The organism is Bacillus sp. EB106-06-01-XG163 (assembly GCF_058791615.1).
In genome coordinates this window covers 100,344-113,265 of the sequence record NZ_JBYTDS010000002.1, presented here as the reverse complement: position 1 = coordinate 113,265, position 12,922 = coordinate 100,344, and the positions used below count along the sequence as shown (strand labels likewise).

14 protein-coding genes are annotated in these 12,922 nt (G+C 46.0%); 1 reads left to right on the top strand and 13 read right to left on the bottom strand.

Annotated elements, in window-relative coordinates:
• Positions 1–166: 166 nt before the first annotated feature.
• From spoIVA to AC3WTF_RS02420, 6 genes are all read right to left on the bottom strand, one after another.
• Complete coding sequence (gene spoIVA / locus AC3WTF_RS02445; protein ID WP_003153438.1) at positions 167–1,645, bottom strand: stage IV sporulation protein A; 1,479 nt, start codon at positions 1,643–1,645, stop codon at positions 167–169.
• 185 nt (positions 1,646–1,830) lie between these two features.
• Complete coding sequence (locus tag AC3WTF_RS02440; RefSeq protein WP_007409453.1) at positions 1,831–2,565, bottom strand: YphF family lipoprotein; 735 nt, start codon at positions 2,563–2,565, stop codon at positions 1,831–1,833.
• A gap of 19 nt (positions 2,566–2,584) precedes the next feature.
• The gene (locus AC3WTF_RS02435) at positions 2,585–2,788 is read right to left on the bottom strand and encodes a DUF2768 domain-containing protein (RefSeq protein WP_003153435.1); all 204 of its coding nucleotides are present in this window, start codon (positions 2,786–2,788) and stop codon (positions 2,585–2,587) included.
• A 318-nt stretch (positions 2,789–3,106) separates the two neighbouring features.
• On the bottom strand, positions 3,107–4,144 hold the full coding sequence (locus AC3WTF_RS02430) for an NAD(P)H-dependent glycerol-3-phosphate dehydrogenase (RefSeq protein ID WP_003153434.1): 1,038 nt from the start codon (positions 4,142–4,144) through the stop codon (positions 3,107–3,109).
• A gap of 17 nt (positions 4,145–4,161) precedes the next feature.
• Complete coding sequence (gene der / locus AC3WTF_RS02425; protein WP_003153433.1) at positions 4,162–5,472, bottom strand: ribosome biogenesis GTPase Der; 1,311 nt, start codon at positions 5,470–5,472, stop codon at positions 4,162–4,164.
• Positions 5,473–5,664: 192 nt separating this feature from the next.
• Entirely contained in the window at positions 5,665–6,267 is a 603-nt protein-coding gene (locus AC3WTF_RS02420) for a YphA family membrane protein (protein WP_012117870.1), read from the bottom strand.
• A 76-nt stretch (positions 6,268–6,343) separates the two neighbouring features.
• On the opposite strand from AC3WTF_RS02420, the gene AC3WTF_RS02415 reads away from it, so the two are divergent.
• Positions 6,344–6,475, top strand: coding sequence for a YpzI family protein (locus AC3WTF_RS02415; protein WP_003153429.1), 132 nt, complete (start codon positions 6,344–6,346; stop codon positions 6,473–6,475).
• A 34-nt stretch (positions 6,476–6,509) separates the two neighbouring features.
• On the opposite strand, the gene fni is transcribed toward AC3WTF_RS02415, so the two are convergent.
• The 7 genes from fni to sleB form a co-directional block, all read right to left on the bottom strand.
• The gene (gene fni / locus AC3WTF_RS02410; protein WP_020956005.1) at positions 6,510–7,559 is read right to left on the bottom strand and encodes a type 2 isopentenyl-diphosphate Delta-isomerase; all 1,050 of its coding nucleotides are present in this window, start codon (positions 7,557–7,559) and stop codon (positions 6,510–6,512) included.
• Between the two features lie 14 nt (positions 7,560–7,573).
• Positions 7,574–8,722 carry a 30S ribosomal protein S1 gene (gene rpsA / locus AC3WTF_RS02405; protein WP_003153426.1) on the bottom strand — a complete coding sequence of 383 codons (1,149 nt, stop codon included), beginning with the start codon at positions 8,720–8,722 and terminating at the stop codon, positions 7,574–7,576.
• A gap of 227 nt (positions 8,723–8,949) precedes the next feature.
• A complete protein-coding gene (cmk, locus tag AC3WTF_RS02400) occupies positions 8,950–9,624 on the bottom strand; it encodes a (d)CMP kinase (protein ID WP_007409450.1) in 675 nt (224 codons plus the stop codon).
• Between the two features lie 78 nt (positions 9,625–9,702).
• Positions 9,703–9,879 carry a YpfB family protein gene (locus AC3WTF_RS02395; RefSeq protein WP_003153420.1) on the bottom strand — a complete coding sequence of 59 codons (177 nt, stop codon included), beginning with the start codon at positions 9,877–9,879 and terminating at the stop codon, positions 9,703–9,705.
• A gap of 46 nt (positions 9,880–9,925) precedes the next feature.
• Positions 9,926–10,582, bottom strand: coding sequence for a flagellar brake protein (locus AC3WTF_RS02390; RefSeq protein ID WP_007409449.1), 657 nt, complete (start codon positions 10,580–10,582; stop codon positions 9,926–9,928).
• An 87-nt stretch (positions 10,583–10,669) separates the two neighbouring features.
• Complete coding sequence (gene ypeB, locus AC3WTF_RS02385) at positions 10,670–12,019, bottom strand: germination protein YpeB (RefSeq protein WP_007612264.1); 1,350 nt, start codon at positions 12,017–12,019, stop codon at positions 10,670–10,672.
• A gap of 24 nt (positions 12,020–12,043) precedes the next feature.
• Complete coding sequence (gene sleB / locus AC3WTF_RS02380) at positions 12,044–12,913, bottom strand: spore cortex-lytic enzyme (protein WP_020956006.1); 870 nt, start codon at positions 12,911–12,913, stop codon at positions 12,044–12,046.
• Positions 12,914–12,922 lie beyond the last annotated feature (9 nt).

The window sequence follows — 12,922 nt, the reverse complement described above, 5'->3', positions numbered from 1 at the left end:
CCATATCAAGCATTTTAAAGCCTCAATCCCTTGCTCGTCAAGGTTTTCACGTGTTTTACCGAACAAATATTCCTTTTTTTGCTTTTTTCCTCCTAATCCTTGATTGATTTCCAGTATCTAAAAAGAATAAAAAAAGACCCCCCGTTTCAGGAAGAGGTCCTTCAGCTTACAAAATAATGGCGATCAGGCCGCCTGAGCCTTCGTTAATAATTCTCTCCAGCGTTTCTTTCAGTTTATATCTCGCATTTTCCGGCATGAGTGACAGTTTTGCGGAGATTCCTTCTCTTACGATAGAGCTCAATGATCTGCCGAAAATATCGGAGTTCCAGATAGAAAGCGGATCATCTTCAAAGTCCTGCATTAAGTAGCGGACAAGTTCTTCACTTTGTTTTTCCGTCCCGATGATCGGCGCGAATTCACTTTCCACATCCACTTTGATCATATGAATGGACGGAGCGACCGCTTTGAGCCTTACTCCGAACCTTGATCCTTGTCTGATGATTTCCGGTTCATCAAGGCTCATATCGGTTAAGGCCGGGGCGGCAATGCCGTAGCCGGTCTGTTTCACCATTTTCAGCGCATCTGATACCTGATCATATTCTTTTTTCGCGTGGGCGAAGTCCTGCATTAATTCAAGCAGGTGGTCTTTCCCGCGGATTTCAACGCCGACCACTTCTTTTAAAATCTGGTCATATAAATGATCCGGCGCATACAAATCAATTTCTGCGACACCCTGGCCAAGTTCGATTCCGGCCAGACCGGCGCTTTCAATAAACTCAAATTCACTGAAGTGGCCGACAACCCGGTCGACATCGCGCAGGCGTTTAATATCTTTTACGGTTTCTTTCACTGATTCCTGATAGCTCTCTCTGAGCCAGTGATTTTCTTTCAGCACCATGACCCAGCTCGGAAGGTTGACATTGACTTCCAGCACAGGGAACTCGTAAAGCGCTTCTCTGAGGACGCTTAACACATCTGTTTCCCGCATGCTTTCAACACTCATGGCGAGGACGGGAATATCATATTTCGCGCTTAATTCAGCTCTGAGCGCTTCTGTTTCCGGGTGGTACGGTTTTACCGAGTTGATGACCATAATAAACGGTTTGCCGACTTCCTTCAGCTCGTCGATGACTCTTTCTTCCGCTTCCACGTAATCGCCCCGCGCAATATCGCCGATTGAGCCGTCTGTCGTAATGACGACCCCGATTGTGGAGTGTTCCTGGATGACTTTTCTCGTGCCGATTTCCGCTGCCTCATGAAAGGGAATCGGTTCTTCGTACCAAGGTGTATTGATCATTCTCGGGCCGTTTTCATCCTCATATCCCTTCGCCCCGGGAACCGTATATCCCACACAATCCACAAGACGGATGTTGACATCAAGTCCTTCCGCGACATGAACGGACATGGCTTGATTCGGGACAAATTTTGGTTCTGTGGTCATTATCGTCTTTCCTGCTGCGCTTTGCGGAAGCTCATCCTGCGCCCGCGCTCGGTCGGCCTCATTGCTGATATTCGGGAGCACCACGAGCTCCATAAATTTTTTAATGAATGTAGATTTCCCTGTACGGACAGCGCCAACGACTCCTAAGTATATATCGCCCCCTGTTCGTTCAGCGATATCCTTGAAAATATCGACCTTTTCCAAGTGATCCCCTCCCGGACTTCCTATCCTTATCATTTTTCATTCACCATTCTCCAATCAAATACAGGACACTATATGTGTATGACGTTGTCCTATTTCAATATGACATCTTTAAAAAATTTTCAGGCAGTCTTTTCTATCAAAATCAAAAAAACCTTTCTCCCTATTTGTATGCGCGGGAAAAAGGTTCATTCCTGTTTCGTTTGACTTTCTAAAAAAACGGGTTCCTGTTTTTCATTTACGGTGTATGTGACTGAAAAGGCCGGGACGAAAGGAGTCTCTTTCCATAAAATATCTTGAATTTCCGCGCCCGGTTTGATTTTCTTTTTGTTTTCCTTCAGGCAGCGGGCGAGATCGACGCGATAGTCGGCATAGATTTCTCCGTCAGCGCCGATTAAAAGCGGCAGAGACGTGCCTGAAACCGGACTTTTGACTGAAGGAGAGTCTTTCATGCCGAGCTTTTTTTTATTTAAAGTGAACAGCCCTTTTGAAACGGCGTCCTCATAGGGAGGATATGTATGCTTTTCCTGATACATTTTGACACGCAGCTTCATGTCGCGGATTGCTTCCGCCATTTGGAGATCGACCAGCTTGACGGTCGGCTTATTTTCCACATCGACAAGCACGTATTGGTACATTCCTCCGCTTTCATAAGCTGAGGCCGGCGGCTCCTCTATGTATCTGGGCGCGAGCCGCTTAAAATCTATCGGATATTTTTGATAGAGCGGTGTTTTCATATCTTTTGTCTGAATCGGCAGAAGTCCGCCGTTCGCCTTTTTAAATTCATCCACTGCCGCTTGCACCTGCTGAAGCTGATGTTTGTAAGATACTTTATTTTCAGTTTTTTCCGCTTCAGGGTACAGACAGCCGGACAGCAGAAGCACCGCCATTGCCGTTATGACGGCCATTTTTAACTTATGCATTCCGCGCCCCCTTTTTGCTTTATTCATTGACAGGCCCGCTGAAAACGACCATTAACACGATCAATCCCGAGATGACCATGCAGGCATAAGCGAGTGAAGAAACTGCTGCTTTTATCAGTTTGTTTTTCACTTTGTATCTGCTGACATAAATAGAGGCCACCGCAACAAACATTAATCCCATAGCACCAAGCGCAAACCACATTTTCATCAATGCCACACTCACGTTCGTGCCCCCCGTCCCATCATTGTAAGCGTTATATTTCATTTTAATATACAAATGTTGAAAAGATCAACAGGTTTTCCATCTATTGAAAAAACAAAAAAACTGAAGCAAAGAGGGGGACTTTGCTTCAGTCAAGTTGACTATATTCACCTGTACGTCTGAGATACACTCTCTTGGACTTCGATGCTATAGTATGCGCAGATGCATACGTCTGCATCCTCTTCTGCCTAAATCAGCAAATGTTTTAAGCGATTTCAGCCGGAGAGTTCTGCGTTTTGGACTTTCGTCACTTCAGAATATGCTGACGGCATGTTATTGTCACTTCACCCGGTTTTCGAATGTGTTGACCAAGTCTTCCATCTCATGGGTTTTCACTCTGGCCATTAAGGATTCTACGGCCGTTTCTACCTTCTGCCCGTTAAATAATACTTGGTGAAGCGCCTCTGTGATCGGCATTTTCACTTGGTATTTTTGAGACAGCTGATACGCAGCTTTCGTCGTCCGCACGCCTTCAACAACCATCCCCATCTTATCCAGGACAGCTTCCAGCTTGTATCCTTTGCCGAGCAGGTTGCCGGCGCGCCAGTTTCGAGAATGAACGCTTGTACACGTCACGATTAAATCGCCTACGCCGGTCAGGCCGGAAAAGGTGAGCGGATTTCCGCCCATCTTTGTGCCGAGTCTGGCGATTTCAGCAAGACCTCGGGTGATTAAGGCCGCTTTTGCATTATCTCCGTATCCCAATCCGTCTGTAATCCCCGCTGCAAGAGCGATGATATTCTTTAACGCTCCCCCTATTTCAACACCGATCATATCCGGATTGGTATAGACGCGGAAATGCTGGTTCATAAATAAATCCTGAACCGCTTCTGCAGCCTTGATATTTTTTGAAGATGATGTAACAGTCGTCGGGTGTCTTAATCCGACTTCCTCAGCGTGGCTCGGCCCTGAAAGCACGACGATGTCTTTTCTGTACTCCTCAGGCAGCTCCTCTTCCATTAATTCTGAAATGCGGAGAAGCGAATCCGGCTCAATTCCCTTGCTGACATGAACAAAAATCGATTGTTTCGGGATGTACGGCAGAGCCTTTTTCAGCACTTCCCGAATGGCTTTTGTCGGAACTGCCACAATGATGAAGTCAGCTCCTTTTAAAGCCTCGCTTAAATCAGCTGTACCGATGATAGAACTTGATAGCTCCACCCCCGGCAGGTAATCTTTGTTTTCATGCAGTTCGTTGATTTGATCGATCAATTCGGCACGGTGTCCCCACATCATGACTTGATGTCCGTTATCAGCCAGCACTAAAGAAAGTGCAGTGCCCCAGCTTCCCGCTCCAAGCATTGCCACTTTTTTCATCTCTGTATCACACCTTTTTATTTTCTTGCTCTTGCAAATATTTTAATTGGCGTACCTTCAAATCCGAAAGCGTCCCGGATTCGGTTTTCTAAAAAGCGTTCATAAGAAAAATGCATCAGTTCCGGATCGTTGACAAAAACAACGAAGCTCGGCGGCTTAACAGCGACTTGAGTCGCATAGTAAATTTTCAGACGGGAGCCGTTGTGCGTCGGAGTCGGATTCATGGCGACCGCATCCATGATGACATCATTTAAGACATTTGTCTGCACGCGGAGAGAGTGGTTTTCACTCGCTTTAATAATCGCAGGCATGAGTGTATGAATCCGCTTTGTCGTCAGTGCCGACATAAACAGCACCGGCGCATAATCGAGAAATTGGAAATGCTCCCGAATATTCTGTTCAAATTCTTTCATCGTGCGCTCGTCCTTATCAACGGCATCCCATTTGTTTACGATAATGACGACGGCTTTCCCGGCTTCATGGGCGTATCCGGCGATCCGCTTGTCCTGCTCAAGGATGCCTTCTTCTGCATTCAGCACAACGCCGACGACGTCTGAGCGGTCAATGGCTTTTAACGCCCGAAGCACACTGTATTTTTCTGTTGTTTCATATACTTTACCCTTTTTTCTCATTCCCGCCGTGTCAACGATTACAAATTCCTGCTGATTGTAGGTGAACGCCGTATCCACAGCGTCTCTAGTCGTTCCGGCTACGTTGCTCACGATAACCCGCTCTTCGCCGAGCATCGCATTGACAAGGGATGATTTTCCGACATTCGGGCGGCCGATCAGGCAGAATTGAACGACATCATCACTGTACTTCGTCTCCGGAATGTTTTTAAAATGCTCGGCACAAGCATCGAGCAAATCTCCCAATCCTAAACCGTGTGTGCCCGAAATCGGATACGGTTCTCCAAAGCCGAGCGCATAAAAGTCATAGATGTTCGCTCTCATTTCGGTATTATCTAATTTATTTACGGCTAATACGACCGGTTTTTTCGTCCGGTACAGTATTTTTGCCACTTCTTCATCCGCAGACGTCACACCTTCACGGCCGTTCACCATAAAGATGATCACATCAGCCTCGTCCATGGCGATTTCAGCCTGCTGGCGGATCTGTGTCAGAAACGGTTCGTCTCCGATATCAATTCCGCCCGTATCAATCAGGTTAAAATCATAATTCAGCCATTCCGCCGAACTGTATATCCGGTCCCGCGTCACTCCGGGGGTATCTTCTACTATTGAAATTCTTTCACCCGCAATCCGGTTAAAGATTGTGGATTTTCCCACATTCGGTCTTCCGACAATGGCTACGACAGGTTTACCCATAGTACCCTTCCTTTCAATCCAGCCGCTTACATTTTCACAAAAAATTGTTCAACCGGTTATTAAAAATCATCTTCGCTATGAAAAGAACCCTTCAAACAGAAGGGCTTAACTCATTTATTATATCAGTTTTCACTGAGATCACAATGTATTCTTCAAAATGTTTCGCATTCATGTAACAGTCTCCGTCTGTTTTCAAGACATTTTTGTCGCTCCTTTGCCCTGCTTTTTGCTTTTTTGGCTGATGCGCGCCGCAAGCTGTTCATATGTAGTCAGCCCGACGAGAAGAATCACTCCCGCCGAACAGCCTGAAAGCCATTTATAATCACCGACGGCTGCTGCACCCGCAATGTTGCGGATGACCGCAGCATACAATAGCTCCCCCTGGCACATGCCGAGAACAAAAAGACAAAGCCTCTCAGGGAACCGCCCCTCAACGGAAAGCGTAATAACGGTAAGCAGTATAACCGCCGCCCATTCAGGTTTTATGATAAACCAAACAGGGTCATATAATGCAAAAAGAAAAATAAAGCCGTACGCCGCAGCCGCCGTCAGATGAATCACAATATTACGGAGCCGTTTATGCATGCCGAGGCTCCCCGCATAAACAAATGCCGCAGCAAAAAACATGACATATGCCGCATTCAGCGTAAAATAAGCCGTAATCTGATGTATGCTTGCCATCATATTAGTCAAAATAAAGACTGATACGTAAAAACGGCTTTTCGTTTTGGCAAAAATAAAAGTCGCAAGTATCCATAAAAACCACATTGACCAGTAATAATAAAACGGTTCCATAATCGCTCCTCCTCTGATCAGTATGGAGCGGGAACGCATTTTTTAAACCAATTATGCCTGAAAGGAGCGGATAAGGATGGGAAAAGACAGACAGGAGAAAAAACTGAAAGCCTCCCGCCGGGTGGAATCTGATCGCGATGATTCGATTCACCATAAAGGAGCGACAAGCCTTGAGCAAAACGGGGAATTCCGAAAAAGAAAATCGTAAAAAACAGAAAAAGGCATGCGGGTTCGCATGCCTTTTAACGTCTGCTGAAACGGGACGTGTCAATCCCCCGTTCAGAAAGCCAGTGATGTGTGTCACCTTTTATGACCAAAGGCGCCTTTTGCAATTGGGAAACCGATTGGCATCCGAGGGCGGTCATAATCATTTTCAGCTCTTGTAAAAGCGCCGTCATCTCGTCAAACAGGCCCTCTTCTCCTTTAGAGGTGAGAGCTTTCAGGAAAGTGCCCGCCATTCCCGCGCCGGAAGCGCCGAGGGCAATCGATTTGGCGACATCCAGGGCGCTTTGCAGCCCGCCGGATGCGATAATTGATTGATCAGCGGAGAGCGAGTGGATTTCCGCTAAGCTTGCGGCAGTGGAAATTCCCCACGTATTAAAAAATTGAAGCGCCTTCTCTCTGCGCATATTTTCGATCTTAGAGAAATTTGTACCGCCGTATCCGCCGGCATCAACTGCTGCTGCGCCAGCATCAAATAACTGCCGTGCCGATTCCCTGCTCATTCCGAAGCCGACTTCTTTGACAAAAACGGGCACTCCCGCTTCCGCCGCAATCCGCTCAATACGGCCGAGAGCGCCAGTAAAGCTTCTGTCACCCTCTGGCATGACGATCTCCTGAATCACATTTAAATGAATCTGGAGGGCATCTGCTTGAATCATATCAACTGCCCTTTTCGCCTGCTCGGCATCCGCCTCGCTGCCTAAATTGGCAAATATCAGCCCATCCGGATTCTCTTTTCTGACGATCTCGTAAGAACACCGTTCGGAGGGATCTTTTAAAGCTGACATTTGCGAACCGACAGCCAGCGGCATGCCGGCTTTGCGCGCGGCTCTTGCCAGCGATCTGTTAATTTCGTATGTAAGCTGTCCGCCGCCGCCTGTCATCGCATTGATAAAAATCGGCGAACTGCTTGTGAGTCCGCCGATTTTCGTTGATATATCCACTTTTTCCAATGCTAGGTTCGGTAGGCTGACATGAACAAACGTAATATCATCAAGCCCCGTTTCCCGGTTTTGGCCGGTAGACAGCGCATGATTTATATGTTCTCTTTTTCGTTCTGCTCGTGTCACGTTTTATCACCAATTTATTTTAATTTATTAAGCTTGTCTCCGATTAAATCGCCAAGCTGGAAGCCGGTGCTCGGCTCTTCTTTCGCCTGGTATTGGCGGAAGTCCTCCTGATCGGCTTTCGGCGCTTCTTCAAGCTCACGCATGCTTAAGGAAATGCGCTCTTCGCTTTCGTTCACGTCAAGCACTTTCACTTTAACAGTCTGTCCTTCTTCAAGCACTTCATGCGGCGTTCCGATATGTTTATTGGAAATTTGCGAAATGTGCACAAGTCCTTCCACGCCCGGAAGAATTTCAACGAAGGCGCCAAAGCTTACAAGGCGCTGCACTTTTCCTTCAAGCACATCTCCCTGTTTTACCTTTTCGCCGATCTGGCTCCAAGGTCCCGGCAGCGTTTCTTTAATAGATAAAGAAATACGTTCGTTATCGCGGTCTACGGACAGTACTTTCACTTTTACGTCCTGACCTTCTTCCACCACGTCAGACGGTTTTTCGACGTGTGAATGAGACAGCTGCGAAATATGAACAAGCCCGTCAATTCCGCCGATGTCGACAAATGCGCCGAAATCAGTCAGACGCTGCACTTTTCCTTCAAGCACGCTTCCAACCTCAAGCGTTTGGAGAAAATCATGCTTTTTGGCTGTCTGTTCTTTTTCCACTACAGCCCGGTGTGACAGAATCACCCGGTTTTTATCACGGTCGAGTTCAACGACGATAAGAGAGAGGGTTTTCCCTTTATAGTCAGTGAAATCCTCGACGAAATGAGCTTCGACAAGTGATGCGGGAATGAAGCCGCGAACGCCGATATCAACGACGAGACCGCCTTTCACCACATCTTTCACTTCAGCTTCAAACACTTCTTTTGTGTCGAATTTTTTTTCAAGGTCTTCCCAAGCGCGGTCAGCATCAACGGCACGTTTAGATAAAATCAAAGCATCGTCTTCCACTTTTGTTACTTTCAGGTCAAGCTCGTCGTCAACTTTTACGACATCCGATGCTTTCTCTACATGAAGACTTGATAATTCACTGATTGGAATGATTCCGGACTGTTTGACATTGACAATTTCGACATCTACATGCTTGTCCTCTACCTTTGTCACAATCCCTTTTACTACATCTCCAACCTCTGGCACTTGAACATCAATTTGATTCATTTCCTCTGTCATTTGAATAACCTCCTTGGTCCAAACCTACACAGCTTAATTAATACGGTTTGAAAGCTGAACATGTGAATGTCCGCTTTTCAGCCGAATATGTATTAAAGAATCATCCAAAAAAGATTTTGAATGATCAATAAAAAGTTTTATTAGTATTAACTTCTAATAAATGGACTGGTTTGTCAAGCAATAACATCTTGTCTTTCGAAAAAAATTATAAAGCACTCCGCCCGAAGTTAACGTGATTTCTGTTCGACGATCTCCAGAATTTTTCCTGCGACTTCGGCAATGCTGAGTGACGTCGTATCGATTTCAATCGCGTCTTCCGCTTTGCGCAGCGGGGAAACTTCCCTCTCTGAATCGAGCTTGTCGCGTCTGGCAATTTCTTCAATGAGCGTCTCGTAATTCACGTCATAGCCTTTTTTCTTATTCTCTTCATATCGGCGCTTCGCTCTTTCCTCTACGGACGCGAGCAGAAAAATTTTCACTTCGGCATCAGGCAGCACGTGAGTACCGATATCACGGCCGTCCATGACGACACCGCCTTTTTGTCCGAGCTGCTGCTGTCTTTTGACCATTTCTTCTCTGACGCCTTTATGCTTGGCGGCGATTGATACTTGGTTGCTGACTTCGTCTTTACGGATTTCTTCTGTCACATCTTCTCCGTTTACCAGAACGATTTGTCCTTCCGGAACGGATACAAGCTCAATTTCCGTACGCTTCAGCAGCTCTGTAAGCGCCGCTTCATCAGTTAAATCGGCATTCTGCTTGAGCGCCGTATATGTAATGGCACGATACATCGCTCCTGTATCAATGTACACATATGATTTTTTCTCAGCCACTATTTTAGCAACGGTGCTTTTTCCGGCAGCGGCCGGCCCGTCGATCGCAATTGATAATTTCTTGTCCATAATCTCTCTCCTTGCTCTTTACTCCTCTATGGATTGTATCATGAACTGCCGGAAAAGGGGCGAAAAAATTGAGCTGATTTACCGCTTTACCGTTTCAATCCATTCTTTTTTCTCCATTTTATCAACTCCCTCATATTTCACAGCTTTCGAAATATAAGGTTCAATAGGCTGATAATGAAGCAAAAATTGCACCGCGCCCAAAATGATAAGCTGAATGCAGACCAATTTGACCAGCAGACGTTCAAACGTTTTCATACACGCGCACCTCCATTAGGATTAGTATGGAAAAGTGCGCTGCTGTTTATTCCGACAGACTGTTTCTTCTCTGCTGCAGCTGCGCGCGCATACAATATTGGAGTAAAAGCTGCTGCGATGCGGGATCGATTTCTGCAAATTCAAGCGTCATTTTTTGTTTATCCGCCTTTTCATCATAAAAAATCCGCTGGGTAACAGCCTCGGCCGTAATATCGGCTGTATTTTCCTTGCCGGGAAGAGAAAATGAGACATACAGCTTTTCACCTGGTTCCGCGGAAATATGCTCAGGCATCACAACAGCGATTCCGCCGGCGCTGATATTAGAGGAAACCGTTTGGAAAGCGGTTTTTTTCGCTTCCATTTTGACGGATACATCCAATACTGCGTCTGCACGGACGTATCGGCGTCTTTGAATCCGCTTCATTTCCTCCTGAGGGGGGATGTCCAATCCGATCATCGGGATGGGGTCTTTTTTCTTTCCTTTGATTATGCTTTTAAATTGATACGGCACGTGGCCATTCCCCATAAATTCCGCTGTTATTTCCAATCCTTTATGCAAAAAGACCGTCCGTCCCGAATCCAGATCGACGGGATATGAGATGTGCAGTTCGCCGTTTTCAACGCTTACTGCTTTGCTCCTCGCTTTTTTGGGCTCATTGTTCTCTATGTATTCAATCCAAATATAATCTCCGACAGCTATCATGGGCCTTCACTCTTTCATTATTTATGCTTTTATTAAAGCATGTAACGAAAAAAAGGAAAAGACTTTTAGTCCTTTCCTCCTTTATTTTTATAGGTCTTTATATATAGGTTCTGCACTTTTTAACTTTTCTATTTTTTCCTCTTTTCCGTCGTCCGCATTAATGAACATTTGATATGTGTCTTTCCCGATCGTCCCGAGCATTTCGTAGCAAAGCACTTCCTGACCGAGCTCATTCGTGATCAGCGCCTGCCGGGTCTCCCGCACTTCAACATTTTTATTCAGCTTCGCTTTCGCTTCATCAGCTGACAAAGCGGGAGCCGGAATCGTTCTCGTGCGGTGCGCCGCCAGGTAATCACGCGCGGAAAAACCGACGACTTCACCATCATCCAGCGCCACTTTCATTCGGATGGCTTCCGGATAAATGCGGACATTTTTCTCCACGGGGATAAAAGAAAAGACGCCGATGTTATTATATTGCGCGCTTTCATCAATTTCGAGGCCTTTTGTTTCATATCCATTTTTCTTTAAAAACGCGACGGCCCGGTTAGATGCTTCATTGAGGCTGATCTTTTGTTTCTTCACGGCCCGTTTTTGAATCAAATAGACCGGATGTCCGCCTTTTTGGGTAATATCCATATAGATAAAAGACTTGTTGTCGGCGTCTTTCATGCGGATGCTGTATACGTCCCGATTCGTCTTCCTGCCGCTTTTGACCACTTTAATTGAATAATTATGATCAGGCGCAAACCGTTGCGCGATTTTGACCGCTTCTTTCTCCGTAATTTGTTTTCCTTTCAGATGCGTAAAACCTTTTCGTTCTGTATTTGCGCTTGTAAACGTGGGGCTGATGCTGTCTTCAGAAAAAGCGCCTACATTTTTTTCGACTGTTTTAAAGCTGTCGACGATCGTATTATCGCTTTGTTTTTTGTCAGAGGCGAGCGCCATCTCAACATCCATCCACCGTAAATTTTTGCTCATGACGAGATGCTGAACGCTGCGGAGCTGGTTTTGAATGTTCTCCGCCTGTTTGTACAGGCTGTTCAGTGTTGTATATTCTTTCTTATCAAGCGGTTTTTGGTCTAAATCCCGGACGGATGTTTTATAGCTGAAATCTCCTATGTTGGATAAAAACTCCTCCGTCTTATTAAAAGGCATGAGAGTCAAGGGCAGCTGGCTCACATTGTTATGAGCTTCAGATGTTATTCTCCATACATCAATGAGCGCCGGAGACAGAGATTTTTTACTGTTCATCGCAAGCGTCGTCCCGATTTTGTCGTGAAGCTGATCTACATGGTACGTCAATTCATGAAAAGCCCTCTGATAATTATTTTCCGCGTGCAGAAGGACCGCATCTTTTTCCTGATGCTCTTTATATCCCCAGTATCCGGTTGCGGCGATCGCGACACCGAGAACAGCGATAATGATTCCTCTAATCATGTTAACACCTCATTTTGCGTACTTTTACTCACAGAAAATGTGCTTTCCGATTCTTTTAATCTGTGGACGTCCCCAAATCCATTTACTTGTCGCCGTATCAGGATTGAAATAATAAATCGCGTTTTCAGAAGGATCCCAGCCGTTGATCGCATCAAGAACCGCTTCTTTTGCTCTTTCATTCGGCTGCATATATATTTGGCCGTCGGCAACGGCGGTAAACGCGAGCGGTTCGAAAATGACGCCGGCCACCGTATTCGGAAATAACGGGCTTTTAATACGGTTTAAAATAACCGCGGCGATGGCAACCTGTCCTTCAAACGGCTCACCGCGCGCTTCCCCGTACACAGCCTGTGCCAGAAGATTGATGTCGTTGTTTGAGAAACCGCCAGGCATATTGGCCGCTGTCGTATTTTGCTTTTGATTTGACTGACCGCCTGTATTGTTTTGCGGCTTTTGAACAGGCTTATTCGTTCCCGCCGGCTTCTGCGTTCCGGCTCTCGGTTTTGTTTGGTTTTTCAATGGGACGTTGCCATAATGAGTGAACGTATTCCCTTTTTGGATCTGCTCCATTACATATTCACGGTAATATTTTGATTTAGAAATCAGCACCTGTTTGGTTTTCGCGCCGACGAGGCCGTCAACCGGCTTCATGCCGAATTTCTCCTGAAAATTTCTCACGGCCCAGTATGTGGTCCAGCCGTAAACACCATCGATTTTCCCGTTATAAAATCCGTTATATTGAAGACGGGCCTGCAATTCTATAACATCATCACCTGTCGCGCCTCTTTGAATCACTTGATTTGAAAACGCATGAACCGTTTCATGATGATCGAAGAAAGCGGCGGCGAAAGAAAATAGAATGAGACATGCCATAAAGGCTCCTTTGCACTTCATCTCTTCAAG

What these genes read in the sequence shown, in the direction of transcription:
- AC3WTF_RS02440 (WP_007409453.1), bottom strand. Translation starts at nt 2,565, where the DNA reads ATGCATAAGTTAAAAATGGCCGTCATAACGGCAATGGCGGTGCTTCTG.
- AC3WTF_RS02430 (WP_003153434.1), bottom strand. Translation starts at nt 4,144, where the DNA reads ATGAAAAAAGTGGCAATGCTTGGAGCGGGAAGCTGGGGCACTGCACTT.
- der (WP_003153433.1), bottom strand. Translation starts at nt 5,472, where the DNA reads ATGGGTAAACCTGTCGTAGCCATTGTCGGAAGACCGAATGTGGGAAAA.
- AC3WTF_RS02420 (WP_012117870.1), bottom strand. Translation starts at nt 6,267, where the DNA reads ATGGAACCGTTTTATTATTACTGGTCAATGTGGTTTTTATGGATACTT.
- AC3WTF_RS02415 (WP_003153429.1), top strand. Translation starts at nt 6,344, where the DNA reads ATGGGAAAAGACAGACAGGAGAAAAAACTGAAAGCCTCCCGCCGGGTG.
- rpsA (WP_003153426.1), bottom strand. Translation starts at nt 8,722, where the DNA reads ATGACAGAGGAAATGAATCAAATTGATGTTCAAGTGCCAGAGGTTGGA.
- cmk (WP_007409450.1), bottom strand. Translation starts at nt 9,624, where the DNA reads ATGGACAAGAAATTATCAATTGCGATCGACGGGCCGGCCGCTGCCGGA.
- AC3WTF_RS02395 (WP_003153420.1), bottom strand. Translation starts at nt 9,879, where the DNA reads ATGAAAACGTTTGAACGTCTGCTGGTCAAATTGGTCTGCATTCAGCTT.
- AC3WTF_RS02390 (WP_007409449.1), bottom strand. Translation starts at nt 10,582, where the DNA reads ATGATAGCTGTCGGAGATTATATTTGGATTGAATACATAGAGAACAAT.
- ypeB (WP_007612264.1), bottom strand. Translation starts at nt 12,019, where the DNA reads ATGATTAGAGGAATCATTATCGCTGTTCTCGGTGTCGCGATCGCCGCA.
- sleB (WP_020956006.1), bottom strand. Translation starts at nt 12,913, where the DNA reads ATGAAGTGCAAAGGAGCCTTTATGGCATGTCTCATTCTATTTTCTTTC.